Genomic DNA, 18,027 nt, shown 5'->3' with positions numbered 1-18,027 from the left:
GCAGGTGATACCATCGAAGTGCTATCATTTTTTATTCTTTTCATTTTATTACTAAGGAGTGCGTTATGTTTAAAGCATTAGCTATTGCAGGTTTTTCTTTATCAAGTTTAGTTATTTCTAATGTTGCTCAGGCCAATTGGCAGCTAGTGAATGATAAAAGCCAACTAAGCTTTGTTTCAATTAAAAAAGATTCGATTGCTGAAGCTCACCATTTTACTAACCTTGAAGGTATGCTTTCTGATAAAGGTGAGTTTAGCGTTAATGTTGATTTAACATCAGCCGAAACTCTAATCCCTATTCGTAATGAGCGTTTAGCTACATTTTTATTTGAAGCGGCTAAATTCCCTAATGCTGTTTTAACTGCAAATTTAACTAAAGAGCTAAGTAATATCAAAAAGCCTGGTCAATATGTATTGAAGGGTATTAAAGCTGAGCTTGATTTTCATGGTAATAAAAAACCATTGGCAATTGATGTACTCGTTAACAGCACGCAAAGTGGTGATTTAACGGTATCATCATTAACACCTATTATTATTAATAGTGATGATTTTGGTGTAACCGAAGGCGTTAAAAAGCTGCAAGAGCTAGCGGGTTTACCTTCAATTGCAACAGCAGTACCTGTTACATTTGCAATAACACTTAAAAAACAGTGATTTCTTTACGTGAGCTTAGCAAGCGATTAAGCGAGCCAAGCAAACCTTTTGATAGTTGGCAGCCTAACCATTGTGGGGAGCTGCCAATTGTTATTAATAATGAAGGGAAATGGTTTTACGATGGCAGCGAAATAACACGCCCAGCCATGGTGAAGCTGTTTGCTTCTGTATTATGTAAAGAAGATGAGCAATTTTATTTAAAAACCCCTGTCGAAAAAATAACAATAACGGTTGAAGATGCGCCGTTTATTATTGTTGATTGGCGTTTTGAAAATACAGCGCAAGGGCAAGTGTTGTGTTGTATTGATAATTTAGCTAGGCAGTGGCTAGTGAGCGCTCAGCAGCCCTTGCATATAAAAGACTACAATGGTTCAAAGGTGCCTTATTTAAAGCTACCGTATGGTTGTAGTGCGCGAGTTTCACGCAGTGTATTTTATCAGTGGGCTGAAAAAGCCGAGTTTGATAAGCTCGGCTATTTTATTAAATCTGCAGGAAAGCAGTTTTATTTATCGTAACGCCAGCGTTTAAGCCTCTGGGTTTGTTTCGTCTGTGATTGTTTCATCGCTAGGTGGTACAGCAATAACAGGACCTAAAAACCATTCATCTAGCTTTTTAGCTACTTCTGGTAAACCGGTGCCCTTTAATGATGAAAACGCATGAACTGTGATATCGCCATCAAGCGTGCTTAATTCACGACGAACTTGCAGTACTTGTGATTTACGAGGGCCTTGCTTTAGTTTGTCGGCTTTAGTTAATAGTGCCAATACTGGAATTTCACTACCAATTGCCCAGTTAATTAAATCACGGTCTAAATCTTTTAATGGATGACGAATATCCATTAAAATAACAATACCTTTTAAGCTTTGACGCTTTTGCAGATATTCACCTAACGACTTTTGCCATTTCTTTTTCATTTCGATTGGTACTTTAGCAAAGCCATAGCCTGGTAAATCGATAAGGCGCATATCGTCAACATCAGCTAAATCGAATGTATTGATTAGCTGAGTACGTCCAGGTGTTTTACTTGTACGTGCTAGCTTCTGATCGGTTAATGCATTTAATGCACTCGACTTACCTGCATTGGAGCGACCGGCAAACGCAACTTCAATTCCCGTATCAGCAGGTAATTTAGTAATGTCGGGAGCGCTTGTTACGAAAGACGCAGTATTATATTTGATACGAGATTTGAGCACAGGCTCTCCTAAAACTTAAAAAAATAACATTGAGTAAACCAAATTCACTCAGGGCGCGTATTTTATACTATAAAGGATGTATTAAAAAGCGTATTTAACCACCTAAAAACAGCACCTATGGTACATTTAAAACATGTTAAAGCTTAATCTAAGTCAAAACCCTGTAAATTATAAGCTTAATATGTGTAGAAAACGTGCCAGAGAATTTATTATCGTGTAGAATATATGTATTACAACATCACGATTGTAGATGATACAGGGTCGGAAACAGAGAATTCACCATGAAAAAAATAGCACTATCTTTAACAATATTGCTTGGTGCGTTGTCAGCAAGCAACGCAACAGCATTTGATGGCGATGTAAACGCAGGTAAAGAAAAATCAGCAACGTGTGCGGCTTGTCACGGCCCAGACGGTAATGCGCCGGTTAATATTTACCCTAAAATTGCAGGTCAACATCCAGATTATATCCTTAAGCAACTTCAGGATTTAAAATTAGGTATGACGTCAGGCGGCAAAGAAGGGCGTATGGATCCAGTAATGAGCGCTATGGCTATGCCACTTAGCGAGCAAGACATGAAAGATCTAGCTGCTTATTTTTCTTCAATGAACATGACTGAAGGTGCTACACCTAAAGATGTTGTTGAAGTTGGCGAAATGCTCTTTAAAGCAGGCGATGCGGAGCGTGGAATTCCATCATGTGCAGCATGTCATGGTCCACGTGGTAACGGTTCATCACTTGCTAAGTTTCCAAAAATTTCTTTTCAGCATCCTGGATATATCAAGTCTCAACTTGAAAAATTCCGTGATGGAACTCGTCACAATGACTTAAATGGCATGATGGGCGATATAGCGAAGAAATTAACAGATAAAGATATTGAAGTACTTTCTCAGTACTTAGGTGGTTTACACTAAAGTCGTATTTATTTAGCAATTAATAATAAATACACTACAATGTTTTACAAAAAGCAGCCCAGGCTGCTTTTTTTGTGTGCAAAATTAACGATATCACCCGTTTAAATGTAAGACATTGACCATGCTTGAGTGTGAGAAAAGTCTTCTTTTTAATTTTTATCCATCATTAACCTATTGTATTTTATTGTTTATTTGATTTTAAAATGTAATAAGTATAATAAAAGTTATATAAACCAGTTGTAACAAAATCATTAACGAGTAAATTAACCACTGTCGCAAAAGAACAATAACAAAACGGAAACAAGCTATAAGGAAAGTGGCGCGGCATGACTACATAGCACAAGATTGGTGCTACTAAAGGAAATAATAAAAAAGTGTCAGGATGACCGAAAATAATAAAAAACTCATGGAAGTTTAATAACAAAAACAAAATGGAATGTAACAAGGAACGTAAAAATAATAACAATACGGACTGATAATAATAAAAATAATAAAGACTAAAAAAAGTCGAAGGGAGAAGTGTCCAGATAATGGCGCTCAGATTAGCAGGCGGTAGAGATGTTTTCTCTACCGCCTTTTTATTTGTCCTGTTACAATACCCACCGTTTAAAATTAGCGATTAATTAGCTAAGGCGCTTTTAAATGAGAAACCCAACCTCTATAGCGCAAACTGAATTCTTCTGGCTAGGCCAGCACTGCGATGCCCATTAATTTGCGCTTCGCTCAAAACCTCTTAAGTGAGATGATCAAGATATGAGTAGAACTAAAAAGTCACGCAAAAGCCCAGCAAACGGACCTGTTCGTTTAAGCCAAGATAAGCTTAAAGAAATGCGCGCATTAAAAGAGCAGCGAGTTAAAAAAACCAAAGGCGCAAAGCCCGGTTCTCGTAATGCGCCAGATTTACTAGATAGCGAAAGCCAAAATAGTAATCACGCGCCTAAAGATAAGCGTGTAGGTAGTAAAAAGCCTGTGCCGTTAATCGCAACCGCGCCGGAGCCTAAAGTTGAAATGAAACGCAACTTAAAGCCAACTATTGAGCTGAAAAAAGTAATCGAGCCTGAATTTACACCTGAACAAGAGCTAGAAGCACTTGAGAATGATGAACGTTTACTTAAATTAGTAGAGCGTCATGAAAAAGGTGAAATGCTAACAGGTAAAGATGCTAAGTACTTTAATAGTCGCATTGCCCGTCATCAGGCGTTATGTGAAATTCTTGGTATTGAAGATGAGGACGAAGACGAGTTTGAAGATGACCTTGAAAGCCAAGGCAATTCTGATTTCGATCAATACTTATCTGATGATTTAGCCAACGAATGGTTAGATGAAGACGACAAATAGTAAGGATAAATAATGAGTACCTCGGTAATTTTAGCCTTACTTTTAGGCGCTGCTATCATAACTGGTTTGGCATTTTATGCGGGTCAGTTGCTGTATAAGTTAAATGCGCAAAAAAAGTTAATTGCTAAAACGCAGGCTGAACAAAAGCAAAAGCTTGAAAAGTCGCGTTTAAAGCGAAACGCAAAACTAGCCGATAGTATTCATTTAATCGCACGTGCAATGAATGAAGAGCAGTGTGAGTTTTCTGAAGGCTGTTTACGCATTTGGGTACTTATGTCTCAGTATGCCTTTGAAAGCGAGCGTGATTTAACGACGCAGTATCCTGGTATTTATAAAATGTATCAGGTAGTTAAAGAAATGCCGACGCACGATGCACGTAAAAAATACTCTAAAAAAGAGATTTTTAAGCTAGATAAGGCTCGCTGGCAAGGTGAAAAAACACTTAAAGATGAAGTTAAAGCCGATTGCGCTAAAATTATCATCGAGTTTAAAGCCGCTCCAGGTAGCGATAAAGTCGTTTTTAATTAAAGCTATAACTTAAATACAAAAAGCAGACCTAGGTCTGCTTTTTTTGTGTCGATGTATTTATTATCCAGAGTTCAGGCTAAATCACTCTTGAAAAGCGCGTTGCGTTAATTTGTTTTTGTAAGTGAGCATCGAAGCACATACAAATAATACGAATGAATAAGTTACCGCGTGGTGTTACGCTAATTTTATTATCAATTATAGTTACTAGTTCATCTTTTATAAGTGGCGCCAGCGCTACTAATGCATCCTCAAAGTAGTCATTAAATATAAGCGCGTGTTTTTCACTAAAGTCTTGTATATCTAATTCAAATTGGCAAATGAGCTGTTTAATTGCATCAGCACGAATTACATCATCATGTGTTAAGTGCATTCCTTTATTAAGAGCACTGCCGCTTTGTGTTTCTACGCTGTGGTAATAATGTTTTAATTCTTTTTGATTTTGTAAAATGGCGGTGCCAATCTGCGAAATCGATGACACGCCTAAACCTAATAAATCACAATTTCCATGGGTTGTATAACCTTGAAAGTTACGATGTAACTTGCCTTCATTTTGCGCAACAGCTAGTTCATTATCAGTTTTTGCAAAATGGTCCATACCAATAAATTGATAGCCTGCTTGCGTCATCTGCTCCAGCGTATTTTTAAACATGGTGAGCTTATTATGTGCACTGGGTAAATCTGCACCTTTAATCTTACGCTGTGCGGCAAAGCGCTCAGGTAAATGCGCATAGTTAAACACTGATACTCTGTCAGGGCTTAGCTCAATAAGTTGCTCTATAGTTTGTTTAAAGCTTTGTGGTGTTTGCAGAGGAAGCCCGTAAATCATATCTGCATTAATAGATTGAAACCCCAACTCTCGAGCCTGTGTAATTAATTGCTTAACGGTATCTGCATTTTGCGGGCGATTAACAGCAAGTTGCACGTCGTCGTTAAAGTCTTGAATCCCAAACGAGACACGGTTAAAGCCAAGCATCCTTAAATCAACAAGCATATTATCGGCAAGTGAGCGTGGGTCTATTTCAATGCCGCGCTCTGTGGTGCTTGTAAAATTAAAGTGCTGCTCTAAAAGCTTAATTAAACGGGTTATTTGTTTTGCGGTTAAAAAGGTGGGAGTACCGCCACCTAAATGTAATTGCTCAACCGTGTAGCTTTTAAATAAAGGCGCTTGGGCAGTAATTTCTTTTGCTAAAAAGTCGAGATAGGTATCTGCCTTAGATTGATGACGGGTAATTATTTTATTACAGCCACAGTAGTAGCAAAGCTGACTACAAAACGGAATATGAATATATAAAGAAAGAGAGCGACTTTTTGACGATTCTATAGCGCTTAGTAGGTCTTGTTGCTGGTACCCGTCACGCAGTGATAAAGCCGTGGGATAAGAGGTATAACGCGGACCAGACACATTATATTTGTTTATTAGGGTTTCATCCCATTGTGGAAGTTTAATCATCACGCGCACCTAAGTATTTATTTAGGGGGTGATTATAAAAAAGTACGCAGTGAGGCGGTTTGATCTATAACAAAAAAGGTGCCGAAGCACCTTTTTTAATAAAATATAACTTAAGACGACCTAATTAATACGTAATAGTATGAGCATCTTTAAGGTATTGAAATAATTCTTTATAACCTTTACCTGGCTTTTCAGCTTTCGCTTCTTTTGCCGCATTTCGAACTAATTGGCGCATTTGTTGACGATCAAGAGATGGAAACTGCTCAATAGTCTCATTGATAAGGTCATCACCTTGTTCAATTAAATCTGAACGTAATTGCTCAATTTTTTTGACCAATACTTCAGCTTGGTTATTTTTATTAAGCATCACATCGATAATCGCTTTAATATCATCAATGTTTTCTACAGTACGCAGTGTTTTAGCGATGTAGTTTAAGTGGCGGCGGTACGCGTCGCTTTTGTTACTTATTTTATCAGCAACAACCATCGCTTCTTTTAAATCGTCATTTAATGGCAGGCGTTCGCGCTGTTTTTTACCCATTTTGGCAATTTCAGTACCTAACTGATGAAACTCTTGCGCTTCGCGTTTAAGCTCCGTTCTTGATACATATTCAATTTCTTCTTCAATTTCAGCAGGCTTGCCTTTTTTCTTTGCCATGGGGTGCTCTTAAATAAAAATAACTTTTGCCATTATACATGAATATGATACTTAGGAATATTAGCTGATGTGATGCATTGAGTGTGTTAGCATTTAAATATAAGAAATGCGTGCATTATGCCTCTAAGGCTCAGGACTTAATTTATGAAAAGCCAACAAAACGATCCAATTTATTCTCAAATATCGCAAGTTAAAGATGCGGTAGCAGAAGTACTCGAACATGCTAAAAAATTAGGCGCTACAGCTGCAGAAGCTGCGATGTCTAGCACGTCTGGTTTATCGGTTAGTACACGAATGGGTGAAGTAGAAACCATTGAGTTCAACCAAGACGGCGGCTTAGGCATTAGTGTATATGTTGGTAATAATAAAGGCTCGGCGTCAACGGCTGATTTAAATCCAAAAACATTGCGCACGGTAGTCGAAAAAGCGATTGATATAGCCAAATTTACATCTGATGACCCATTTAACGGCGTTGCTGATAAAGAGTTACTTGAATTTAATCCTAAAGATTTAGATTTATATCATCCTTGGGATGTAAGTCCTGAGGAAGGCATTGAGCTTTGTCATGCTGCTGAGCAAGCTGCATTAAATGCGGACGAGCGTATTGTTAACTCTGATGGTGCGAGTTTTTCATCGCATCAGGGATTACGTGTTTATGGTAACAGCCACGGTTTAATTGCAGGCTTTCCGCGCACTCGTCATAGTATTAGTACTATGGTAATAGGTAAAGATGGCGAACACATGCAGCGCGACTCTGCTTATACAGTTGCTCGCGATCAGGCTGGTTTAAATGATGCGGCGGCAGTGGGTCTTGAAGCGGCAGCTGAAACCTTAGCTAAATTAAACAGCCAAAAGTTAGGCACAATGAAAGTGCCTGTTATTTTTAGAGCAGATATTGCAAATTCATTGTTTGGTCACTTGGTGTCGGCAATTGGTGGTGGCGCGCTTTATCGTAAATCAAGCTTTTTACTTGATAGCTTAGGTACTCAGGTATTTAGTCATTGTGTGAATATTGCTGAGCGCCCACATATTTTAAAAGGGTTGGCATCGTCACCGTTTGATAGCGAAGGTGTTAAAACATTCGATAGAGAAATAATTCAAGGTGGCGAGTTACAAACCTATTTATTAGCAAGTTATGCCGCACGCAAAATGAATATGACGCCAACAGGGCATGCAGGCGGTATACATAACTGGCTCGTTGAGCAAACTCATAACGATTTAACAGCACTATTAAAAACCATGGGTACTGGCTTATTAGTTACAGAGCTAATGGGGCAGGGCGTAAATACCGTAACGGGTGACTACTCTCGTGGTGCTGCAGGTTTTTGGGTTGAAAATGGTGAAATTCAATATCCGGTAAGTGAAATTACTATTGCTGGTAATTTAAAAGACATGTTTAAAGGTATTTCTGCCATTGGTGGTGATATAGAACGCCGTGGTGGTATTCAAACAGGCTCAGTACTAATAGAGCAAATGCAAATAGCCGGCGCGTAGTATTAATACGCAGTGTATACTTAGACCCAGAGTATTATCTCTGGGTCTAAGTGAGTTTTTACGAGGTGTAAAATGGCTAAAGATAGATATGCACCAAAACCGCTAACCGATATTATGGCGGGGTTAAATAATCGTTTATCGGCTTATGCAGGCAAAAGCCAAGCACTTGATACACAGCAAACCTTATTAAAAGATTTTTTAGGCCCTAAATTGGGTGATAAATGCCGAGTTAGTAATTACCGAGACGGCACGCTAATGATAGAGGCTGTGTCTGCGCCTATCGCGCTTAGGCTTAATTATTTAAAAATGGATATGCTTTCACACTTTAGAGCAGCTGGAATGGTAGAGCTCGGGCAAATAAAAATAACTGCAAATCCTCAAGCAACTCAGCGATTAAGTACCGCTAATAAATCGGGCAGCCCTACAGTTACCAACTCACGGAAAATGAGTGAGCAAACCGCTAATTACTTAAATGCGATAGCGGCTTCTGCCCCCCCTTCATTAAAAGAAAAACTAGAGCGTTTAGCGCTCCACGGGAAGAATAAAAGTTAGCCTTAGCCACCCACTATATTGTTATTGGTAGGGCTATTTTTGCAGCTCACCGCATTCAAAATACTTTGTTACATATTCCATTTTATTGTTGGTCTAATGAGGTTTATTATACTGCGTGGTGTGCTTTATTATTTAAAGCTCCCTTGATACCCATTCCATTAAGTAAAAGCGTACAGGCAGTGCTATTTTTACTCCTGCTATATTCAAGAATTTAATGGAGTTGGTATGTAATACCAACCTGCATAAATCTTTGAACAATTTAACGAATTAAATTGCACTATAACGTCGTTAAAATTTTTTTATTTAGAACAACTAGATACAAAAACTTTTGCCTAGTTCTAGCGTAATTTTCTTAACGTTAAATAGACCCCATACATAAGCAGATTGGTATGATTTAATTCTAACTAACAAACGGAACCATTATGAATAAAGTAACAATGGCCGCTGCGAGCATAGCGCTTGCACTTGGTCTAGTAGGTTGTGGTGAAAAACAACAAGAAGCTAAAGTAACCGATACTCCTGTAGTAACAGCACCCGCTGAAAAGCCACTAGAGCTTGGTATTGAACTAGCGAATATGGATAGTTCAGTACGCGCACAAGACGATTTTTATTACCATGTAAATGGACAGTGGTTAGCAAAAACTGAAATACCAGGTGATAAGTCTAACTACGGTTCTTTTTCGCAGCTATATGATGAGTCACAAAAAGCGATGAAAATTGCCCTTGAAAACGCAGCCGCGAATAAGGCCGCTAAAAAAGGCAGTGATGAGTATAAAATTGGCGCATTTTATAAAAGCTACATGAATCAATCTGCGCGTAATGAGCTAGGTATTACGCCATTACAACCGTCATTAGATACGATTGATAGCGTTAAATCTAAAGCTGATTTAGTGGGTTTAATGGCTAAAATTCAAAAACAAGGCGGTACTTTACCGTTTGGTTGGTTTGTAAATAACGATGCTAAAAACTCGAGCGAGTATGCATTGTATTTATCTCAGTCGGGTCTTGGTTTACCAGATCGTGATTATTACTTAAATGATGACGAAAAATTCACTAAAATTCGTGCTTCTTACGAGCAATACATCACAGATGTTTTAGCAAAATCAGGCGTTAAAAATGCAGCAGAAGCTGCCAAGAGCGTACTTGCATTTGAAAAAACACTAGCTGATGCTCAGTGGAGCCGTGTGCAAAGCCGTGATGCAACTAAATCTTATAACAAGATGACAGTAGCAGATGCTAGCAAGTTGATGGGGGAGCTTGATTTAGCTGCATTCTTTAAAGATGCAGGTGTGAGTGCAAGTGACATTATTGTACGTCAACCAAGCTACTTAGAAGCACTTGCTACTATTTACAAAGATACTGATTTAGCGACGTGGAAAAACTACTTAAAATTTCATTTTGTAAGTGGTTATGCAGAGCTACTTAGCGAAGATTTAGTTAACCTTAACTTTGACTTTTACAGCACAACACTTCGTGGCGTAGAAGAACAAGCACCTCTTTGGAAGCAAGCGGTTGATGCATCTAACAGTGTACTTGGTGAGATTTTAGGTAAGGTATACGTTAAAGATAACTTCCCGCCAGAAGCTAAAGCACGCATGGAAGAGTTAGTTGATAACGTAATTAAAGGTTATGGCGTTGCTATCGAAAATCTTGAGTGGATGAGCCCTGAAACAAAGCTTGCAGCGAAAGAAAAATTAGACAAATTTACGCCTAAGATTGGTTACCCAGACACGTGGAAAGATTACTCAGAGCTAGAGATTAACTCAGACGAGCTAGTAGGTAATTACATCCGTTATAGCGAATGGGCATACGCAGATATGATTGCTAAATTGGGTAAACCAGTTGATCGCTCTGAATGGCACATGACTCCGCAAACAGTCAATGCGTATTACAACCCAGTAAACAATGAAATTGTATTTCCAGCCGCTATATTACAACCACCATTCTTTAATTTAGAAGCGGATGATGCTGTAAACTACGGCGCAATTGGCGCGGTAATTGGGCATGAGCTGGGTCACGGTTTTGACGACCAAGGTGCTAAATACGACGGTGACGGTAACTTACGTAACTGGTGGAGTGAGACTGACCTTAAGCAATTTGAAGAGCGTACAACGGCTTTAGTTGCACAGTATAACGAATATAAACCGTTTGAAGATGCAAGTGTTAATGGTGAGCTAACGCTTGGCGAAAACATTGGTGACTTAGGTGGTTTAACCGTTGCGCATAAAGCGTATATGCTATCTTTAGGTGATAAAAAAGCACCCGTGATAGATGGTTACACAGGCGATCAACGTTTCTTTATGGGTTGGTCACAAATCTGGCGTCGTAACTACCGCGATGAAGAGTTACGTAATCGTTTATTAACAGACCCTCATTCACCAAGCCACTACCGTGTAATCGGTATCTTGTCGAACATGCCTGAGTTTTACGAAGCGTTTGACGTAAAAGAAGGTGATAAAATGTATATCAAACCAGAAGATCGCGTAAAAATCTGGTAATTGCATTGCTATAAATAACAAAAAACCAGTAAGTTTTTAGCTTACTGGTTTTTTTGTATCTTGAATTTTTTCATCGACTAAGCACGCGTGCATCCATTCTTCGTTACTCAGTATGTTTTTATAAAGCGCGAGTTGGTTTTGTGCTCGCTCTAAATTATGCTCTGCATGAGATACTTTAAAGTACACATCGTTATTTAAGTAATCAGTTAAAAAGCGCACACTTAACATGAGTGGCATTATTTTAGCGCCTAATAATAAGCTTTCTTGCTCTAGTATACTCATGCTGCTTTTTAATGGCGTTACATAGCCTTTAACAATGGCTGAAAATATATCTTTTCGAATAACAACGTTGTGTAAGTTTGTTGAATCCTCGGCTTCGGGGGAGCAAAATGTACGTACCATGTCGCCAAAGTCATAAAGCCAAAATCCTGCCATGCAGGTGTCTAAATCAATAACTGCTTTTGCTTTGTGAGTTGTATTACAAAATAGCATATTATTTATTTTTGTATCGTTATGACACACTCTAAGCGGTATGTGTTTAGCTACCTGACTAAGCTCAGTAATTAAATGCTGCTGCGTTAAGCAATACTCTATTTCACCATTGCAGTGCTTTACTCTATTAACTACGTTGTTAGTGATTGCGGTATTTAATTGCTCAAAGCGCATCGCTAAGTTATGAAAATCAGGAATTACAGTGTGTAACTGTTGCGCATCAAAATCTTGTAATGCATGAGCAAATACGCCAAAGGCGTAAGCCGCTTGCTCGCTCTGCTGGGTATTTTTAACAACGTCTTCGCTGTAGCTACCGCTAATATAGTTAAGGACGCGATAATACGCATTATCAATTTTTATTAAGTGTTCGTCGTTTTGTGTAGCTATATGTTTGATTATTTCAAGCGGGTAATTATTTTGCAGTTGTTTAGCATTTAAATGCTGCTCAATTAGTTTTGCATTACTCACTAACTGAGCAGGGTTTTTAAATACCTCAGTATTTAGTTTTTGCACAATAAACTGTTTATCAATACTTGTAAGTAGCCATGTACTATTTATATGGCCGCTACCAATCGCACTAACTTGAGTTAACTCAGGAGGCAGTGCTAACAGTTCGCTTAGCTTATTTTGTATTGAGATATTCATTGTGCTCACTTATGCTCTTTTTTATGCGTATCGGGCAACTATTTTTTCGATAATTTCAGCATTCGCTTCAGGAAAATCATAATTTTCTAATTCAGTAATTGCTACCCATTCGCTAGGTTGCCCTTCAGCGCCATGTGCTTCACCGCTAAAGTTACTTACTACGTGTACATCTAATTTAACGCATTTATCGCCGTAGTCATGTTCAATCACCATCAATTGGCTAGAGCTGTGAATGGTTAGTCCAACTTCTTCAATAAGCTCGCGTTTAAGTGCAACAAACACACTTTCTCCAGCTTCGACTTTACCACCAGGAAATTCCCATAAACCGCCTTGATGTTGTTCATCTGCACGTTTACAAATGAATATAGCGTTATTTTTCTTAATAACACCAACAGCTACATGTACAATTTCTATAGTCATTACTTTAAAACTCCATAAAAAAAAGCGACGCTAGCGCCGCTTTTTAATAAGCTACTGACAATATTGGGTTATTTTAATTTACCGCAACACTGTTTGAATTTTTGACCTGATTTACAAGGACAAGGGTCATTACGACCTACTTTTGGTTCTGTACGAGCCATTACTGTCGCTGTTTCTGGCGCTTCGCCACCTACGTGCTCAGCTTCTTCATGTTGGTATTCGCGAGGAGCATTTTCACTTTTACGGTGTTGCTCTTCTACTTTTTCAACATCTTCTTCTGCGCGTACTTGTACTTTACTTAGAATGCTTACAACATCTACTTTCAAGTTTTCAAGCATTTCGGAGAACAGCTCAAACGATTCACGCTTGTACTCTTGCTTAGGATTCTTTTGCGCGTAACCACGTAAATGAATACCTTGGCGTAAATGATCCATTGCAGCAAGGTGATCTTTCCAATGCTGATCAAGGCTCTGTAACATAATCGCTTTTTCGAATTGACGTAAAACAGAATCGCCAACTTGCTCTTCTTTTTGCTTGTATGACTGCTCAACCGCCTGCTCAATACGCTCACGAAGCTTTTCTTCGTATAGTTTATTGTCATCTGCTAACCACTGAGTAATAGGTAACTCAATTAAGAAGTCTTGTTTTAAACGCTCTTCAAGGCCAGGAATATCCCACATTTCAGCAAGGCTTTGCGGTGCAATGTACTGATCAATTGTATTGCTAAGTACGTCACCACGAATTGCAGTAATAGTTTCTGAAATATCACCTTCTTCAAGTAGTTCGTTACGCTGAGAGTAAACAACACGACGTTGATCGTTTGCTACATCATCGTACTCAAGTAGTTGCTTACGAACGTCGAAGTTACGTGCTTCTACTTTACGCTGTGCATTTTCAATCGCACGGTTAACCCATGGATGTTCAATTGCTTCACCGCGTTGCATACCGAGTTTACGCATCATGTTAGTCATGCGCTCACCGGCAAATATACGCATTAACGCATCGTCCATCGATAAGTAAAAACGGCTTGAACCAGCATCACCTTGACGACCAGAGCGACCACGTAATTGGTTATCTATACGACGAGATTCGTGACGTTCAGTACCTATGATATGTAAACCGCCGGCATCAATTACTGCATCATGGCGAATTTTCCAAGCTGCTTTAATTTCAGCAATTTGCTCATCAGTTGGGTTTTCAAGTTTTTCAACTTCACTGTTCCAGTTACCACCAAGCACGATATCGGTACCACGACCGGCCATGTTTGTTGCAATTGTTACTGTCCCTGGTAGGCCAGCATCTGAAACGATGTCAGCTTCTTGCGCATGAAATTTAGCATTAAGTACGTTGTGCTTAATTTTTTCCTTGCGTAAAAACTGCGATAAATACTCAGAGCTTTCAATTGAAATAGTACCAACAAGCACTGGTTGTCCGCGGTCTTGGCAGTCTTTAATATCAATTAAAATAGCTTCGTATTTTTCTTCTTGCGTTAGGTAAACTAAATCGGCGCGATCATCACGAATCATCGGCTTATTAGTTGGCATAACAACAGTATCAAGGCCATAAATAGACTGAAATTCAAATGCTTCAGTATCGGCTGTACCTGTCATACCTGCTAACGTTTCGTATAAACGGAAGTAGTTTTGGAACGTAATAGAGGCAAGTGTTTGGTTCTCGTTTTGAATTTTTACACCTTCTTTTGCTTCAACAGCTTGGTGTAAACCTTCTGACCAACGACGACCTTCCATTGAACGACCAGTATGCTCATCGATAATAATTACTTCGTTTTCTTTTACAACGTAATCAACATCTTTTTGGTATAGCTTATGAGCACGAAGGGCGGCATAAACATGGCTTAGTAGCGTAATGCTTGCTGCTGAATAAAGCGAATCGCCTTCTTCAATTAAGCCGCGCTCAGTAAGTAGCTCTTCTACTTTAATTTGACCACGTTCTGTTAAATGAACTTGCTTAGATTTTTCATCGATAGTGTAATCGCCGTCACCTTCAATGCCTTCTTCGTCTTCTTTTTCTTGAAGCTCAAGTAAAGGAACGATGGTGTTTATTTCAGTGTATAGCTCAGAGCTATCCTCAGCTGGGCCTGAAATAATAAGCGGGGTACGTGCTTCATCAATTAAGATTGAATCCACTTCATCGACTACAGCATAAAATAATGGACGTTGAACTCGTTCATCAATGCTAAAAGCCATGTTGTCACGAAGGTAGTCAAAACCAAATTCGTTATTAGTACCGTATGTAATGTCGGCAGTATAAGCGAGCTTCTTTTGCTGCGGCATCATACCTGGTACGTTACAGCCTACTGTAAGGCCTAAAAATTCAAATAACGCACGGTTGGTTTCAGCATCACGTTTAGCAAGGTAGTCATTCACGGTAATTACGTGAACACCTTTGCCTGTTAAGCCGTTTAGATAAGCTGGTAGAGTAGCTGTAAGTGTTTTACCTTCACCGGTACGCATTTCTGCAATGCGACCTTGATGTAAAACCATACCACCTAATAACTGCACGTCGAAATGACGCATGCCATTTACACGCTTTGACGCTTCACGTACCACAGCAAAAGCCTCTGGTAGAATGTCGTCAAGGCTTTGTCCGTTATCGTAACGTTCTCTAAACTCAGCTGTTTTAGCTCTTAAATCTTCATCAGAAAGCGCTTCAAGTTGCGTTTCTAGCGCATTGATTAGCGCGACCGTCTTTCTTAAGTTTTTAATAGTGCGGTCATTGCGACTACCAAAAAGCTTGGTAAATAAATTAGATATCATGATAAAACCGTTACAATGTATTCTTTGTCAGCCGAGTATCGGCTAACCCATTTTTAACAATTGGTAATTAATATGTGCTTTTAAGTAACACTTAGAACATATTAATTAGCAATTTTGTATTAAACCGTTCAAAAAGCACTGTTTATTACGTGCGCTACTATACCAGACTCTGCCAAACAACAAACTATCTCAATAAAAAGATCGGTGTATAAAATCGAAAAATTTGATCTGGTTCGTAAAAATCACTTTGTATTACTCAATTACAGTAAAAATAGCAGCGAACTGTAAAGATATGGTGCTAAATAAATTAAAAACAAGGGTTATAGTTGCGCTTAAGTTTTACGCTTAAACACAACTATAAAATGAATGTTTTATAATTTAAATTGATTAACCGTTTTGTTAAGCGCCGCAGCTAAATCACTTAAGTCACGAGCTTCGTCAGCGAGGGTGTGCGCATGGTCAGCGGTACTGTTCACTAAGTTATTAATTGCCGAAAGGCTCGTATTAATATCTTCAGCAACAACAGTTTGCTCCTCGGTAGATGTGGCTATTTGATGACTTTGGTCTTGTACTTTAGTAACCGACTGCGCAATATTGTGAAGTGAGCTAAGCACTTCTTTAGTTTGAAGCACTGAGCCCTCGGTTTGATCTTGTCCTTGTTGCATCATTACTGAGGCTTGTTGAGCTATTTGCTGCAAGCGCGAAATCATATTTCGAATATCGTCTGTTGATTCTTGTGTGCGACTTGCTAGTGAACGTACTTCATCAGCTACAACGGCAAAGCCTCTACCGTGTTCACCTGCACGAGCAGCCTCTATAGCCGCATTAAGTGCAAGTAAGTTGGTTTGATCTGCAATGGAATTAATTACATCGACTAACGCACCAATGTTATTACTTTCTTGCTCAAGACCTGCAACCACTTTAGATGCTTCGCCAATATGTAATGCCAGTTCAGTCATTACTGTTTGCGCCTGTGTAGAACGGCTAGCTCCTTCAGCTGTAATTGCTTGTACTTCTTCAGCTGCGTTATTTGTGTGTTGTGCGTTACGTGATATTTCAAGCACAGTAGTCGCCATTTCAGTTACCGCTGCGCTCACGCTATCAACTTGCTGCTTCTCTTGCTGAATTTCAGAATTTGTTTTCTCAGAAACACTTCTTAGCTGGGCCGCTGCATTACTTAGTTGTTCTGCTTGCGCTGCGGTATCAAGCATCATGGCGTGCAACTTATCAATAAAAGTGTTCATGTGGTTGGCCAGCTGTCCCACTTCATCTTGACTATTAATATCAATTTTTTGAGTAAGATCGCCTTCGCCCGATGCTATATCACGCATAATGTGTGTAAGCGTTGTAATGGGTTTTGAAATCATGTGGGTAGCCCATAAAATCATGGCTAATATAATGATTAAGATAATAATTACCGCCGTTGTTGTAGCGGTTACTGCGGCATTTACGGGCTCTTCAATCATAGTAGTTGGGATAAGTAGACCTACATACCAATCTATATAAGGCTGCTCTAGCTGCAAACGATGGTAAACCACATAAAACTGCTCACCTTTAAAAGTAACCATTTGGCTGCCTTCAAGGTTATTTCGCATTTGTGTATTTAACTCTTTAAAGCCTGCTGTATTTGTAAATTGTTGCTCAAGCGCATCGAGCCCTTCTTTACCGTTTGCACCTTCATCTGTAATTGAAAGTTTATGCCCAGTGGCCTTTGAAAAATGTACTACTTTTTGATTGCCATCGAGTAAAAATCCATAACCTTGGCCGTTAAAGCGAATATTTTCGACCATGTCGTTAATTTTGTTTAATTGTAAATCAACACCGCCCATACCAATGAGTTTTCGCTGAGCGTTATAAACAGGTTGTTGTACTACTGCGGATGCTACGCCTGTGGTTAAATCAACAGAGATTGGACCTACGTAAAGCTTGTTAACTTGCATGGCTTCTTGCCACCACCCACGCTTGTAGGCGTAATAAGGCTGGCCGTTGTAGTGACTTGTACGCTCGTTTTCTTTAAAGTATTCACCGGTGGTTGCTGAGGCAAAAAAGGCCGATAAAATGTTTTCGTCATTTGAGCTTAAACGCACAAAGTCTTGGTTTACTTCGTTGTAACCTGGCGCGCTTTCGAGTGCTTGATCGCGCGTATCCCAATTTTCAAAAAAGTTGATTAAATGTGGGTTATTAACAAAGGTTGATACCATTTTACCGTACATCGCGAAGTAACTTTGCATTGAAAGTTGCTCGGTCTGTAGATAACTTTGTGCTTCGTTTTCTATGTTTTCTCTAGAGAGATTGGCAATGTGTTTAACAAAAAATGTTGAGGCGATAATTAGTAAAACGGTAATTGTTCCACCAATCAATAATAATATTTTCTTCCGTAATGATAAATTATTTAGCATGAGTACACATATTTTT

Annotated in this window: 15 protein-coding genes; 8 read left to right on the top strand and 7 right to left on the bottom strand. The window is 39.0% G+C overall.

Annotated elements, in window-relative coordinates; all coding sequences use genetic code 11:
* Positions 1 to 65: 65 nt before the first annotated feature.
* Both QMA08_RS13575 and QMA08_RS13570 read left to right on the top strand, forming a co-directional pair.
* Positions 66 to 653: a YceI family protein gene (locus tag QMA08_RS13575; protein WP_024605301.1), complete on the top strand. Its 588-nt coding sequence runs from the start codon at positions 66 to 68 to the stop codon at positions 651 to 653.
* Entirely contained in the window at positions 650 to 1,168 is a 519-nt protein-coding gene (locus tag QMA08_RS13570) for a DUF1285 domain-containing protein (RefSeq protein WP_290174725.1), read from the top strand. The genes QMA08_RS13575 and QMA08_RS13570 overlap by 4 nt, the downstream gene beginning before the upstream one ends.
* Before the next feature lie 9 nt (positions 1,169 to 1,177).
* On the opposite strand, the gene yihA is transcribed toward QMA08_RS13570, so the two are convergent.
* A complete protein-coding gene (yihA, locus tag QMA08_RS13565; RefSeq protein ID WP_002959920.1) occupies positions 1,178 to 1,846 on the bottom strand; it encodes a ribosome biogenesis GTP-binding protein YihA/YsxC in 669 nt (222 codons plus the stop codon).
* A gap of 281 nt (positions 1,847 to 2,127) precedes the next feature.
* Here yihA and QMA08_RS13560 point away from each other — a divergent pair, with 281 nt between their 5' ends.
* The 3 genes from QMA08_RS13560 (at position 2,128) to QMA08_RS13550 (ending at position 4,626) form a co-directional block, all read left to right on the top strand.
* Positions 2,128 to 2,760, top strand: a complete 633-nt coding sequence (locus tag QMA08_RS13560; RefSeq protein WP_024596955.1) for a c-type cytochrome — start codon at positions 2,128 to 2,130, stop codon at positions 2,758 to 2,760.
* Positions 2,761 to 3,513: 753 nt separating this feature from the next.
* On the top strand, positions 3,514 to 4,098 hold the full coding sequence (gene yihI, locus QMA08_RS13555; RefSeq protein WP_002959924.1) for a Der GTPase-activating protein YihI: 585 nt from the start codon (positions 3,514 to 3,516) through the stop codon (positions 4,096 to 4,098).
* A gap of 12 nt (positions 4,099 to 4,110) precedes the next feature.
* Positions 4,111 to 4,626 (top strand): DUF2489 domain-containing protein, encoded by a 516-nt coding sequence (locus QMA08_RS13550; protein WP_290174724.1) that lies wholly within the window; start codon positions 4,111 to 4,113, stop codon positions 4,624 to 4,626.
* Positions 4,627 to 4,702: 76 nt separating this feature from the next.
* On the opposite strand, the gene hemN is transcribed toward QMA08_RS13550, so the two are convergent.
* The gene (gene hemN / locus QMA08_RS13545) at positions 4,703 to 6,076 is read right to left on the bottom strand and encodes an oxygen-independent coproporphyrinogen III oxidase (protein WP_290174723.1); all 1,374 of its coding nucleotides are present in this window, start codon (positions 6,074 to 6,076) and stop codon (positions 4,703 to 4,705) included.
* 124 nt (positions 6,077 to 6,200) lie between these two features.
* Positions 6,201 to 6,734, bottom strand: a complete 534-nt coding sequence (gene yjgA, locus QMA08_RS13540) for a ribosome biogenesis factor YjgA (RefSeq protein WP_002959930.1) — start codon at positions 6,732 to 6,734, stop codon at positions 6,201 to 6,203.
* 144 nt (positions 6,735 to 6,878) lie between these two features.
* Between yjgA and pmbA the strand changes: the two genes are divergently transcribed.
* From pmbA to QMA08_RS13525, 3 genes are all read left to right on the top strand, one after another.
* Positions 6,879 to 8,228: a metalloprotease PmbA gene (gene pmbA, locus QMA08_RS13535; protein WP_165742846.1), complete on the top strand. Its 1,350-nt coding sequence runs from the start codon at positions 6,879 to 6,881 to the stop codon at positions 8,226 to 8,228.
* Positions 8,229 to 8,300: 72 nt separating this feature from the next.
* Positions 8,301 to 8,780, top strand: coding sequence for a DUF721 domain-containing protein (locus tag QMA08_RS13530; RefSeq protein ID WP_290174722.1), 480 nt, complete (start codon positions 8,301 to 8,303; stop codon positions 8,778 to 8,780).
* 422 nt (positions 8,781 to 9,202) lie between these two features.
* Entirely contained in the window at positions 9,203 to 11,278 is a 2,076-nt protein-coding gene (locus tag QMA08_RS13525; RefSeq protein WP_290174721.1) for a M13 family metallopeptidase, read from the top strand.
* Positions 11,279 to 11,314: 36 nt separating this feature from the next.
* On the opposite strand, the gene QMA08_RS13520 is transcribed toward QMA08_RS13525, so the two are convergent.
* The 4 genes from QMA08_RS13520 to QMA08_RS13505 form a co-directional block, all read right to left on the bottom strand.
* Positions 11,315 to 12,415, bottom strand: a complete 1,101-nt coding sequence (locus tag QMA08_RS13520; protein WP_290174720.1) for an aminoglycoside phosphotransferase family protein — start codon at positions 12,413 to 12,415, stop codon at positions 11,315 to 11,317.
* Positions 12,416 to 12,436: 21 nt separating this feature from the next.
* Positions 12,437 to 12,835 (bottom strand): 8-oxo-dGTP diphosphatase MutT, encoded by a 399-nt coding sequence (gene mutT / locus QMA08_RS13515; RefSeq protein ID WP_007377262.1) that lies wholly within the window; start codon positions 12,833 to 12,835, stop codon positions 12,437 to 12,439.
* 68 nt (positions 12,836 to 12,903) lie between these two features.
* The gene (gene secA / locus QMA08_RS13510; protein WP_039485905.1) at positions 12,904 to 15,612 is read right to left on the bottom strand and encodes a preprotein translocase subunit SecA; all 2,709 of its coding nucleotides are present in this window, start codon (positions 15,610 to 15,612) and stop codon (positions 12,904 to 12,906) included.
* Between the two features lie 371 nt (positions 15,613 to 15,983).
* Positions 15,984 to 18,011, bottom strand: coding sequence for a methyl-accepting chemotaxis protein (locus QMA08_RS13505; protein ID WP_024596300.1), 2,028 nt, complete (start codon positions 18,009 to 18,011; stop codon positions 15,984 to 15,986).
* Positions 18,012 to 18,027 lie beyond the last annotated feature (16 nt).

Origin of the sequence: Pseudoalteromonas sp. APC 3355, assembly GCF_030407615.1 — a bacterium.
GTDB lineage: Bacteria > Pseudomonadota > Gammaproteobacteria > Enterobacterales > Alteromonadaceae > Pseudoalteromonas > Pseudoalteromonas distincta.
This window is presented reverse-complemented; position numbering and strand designations above follow the sequence as displayed.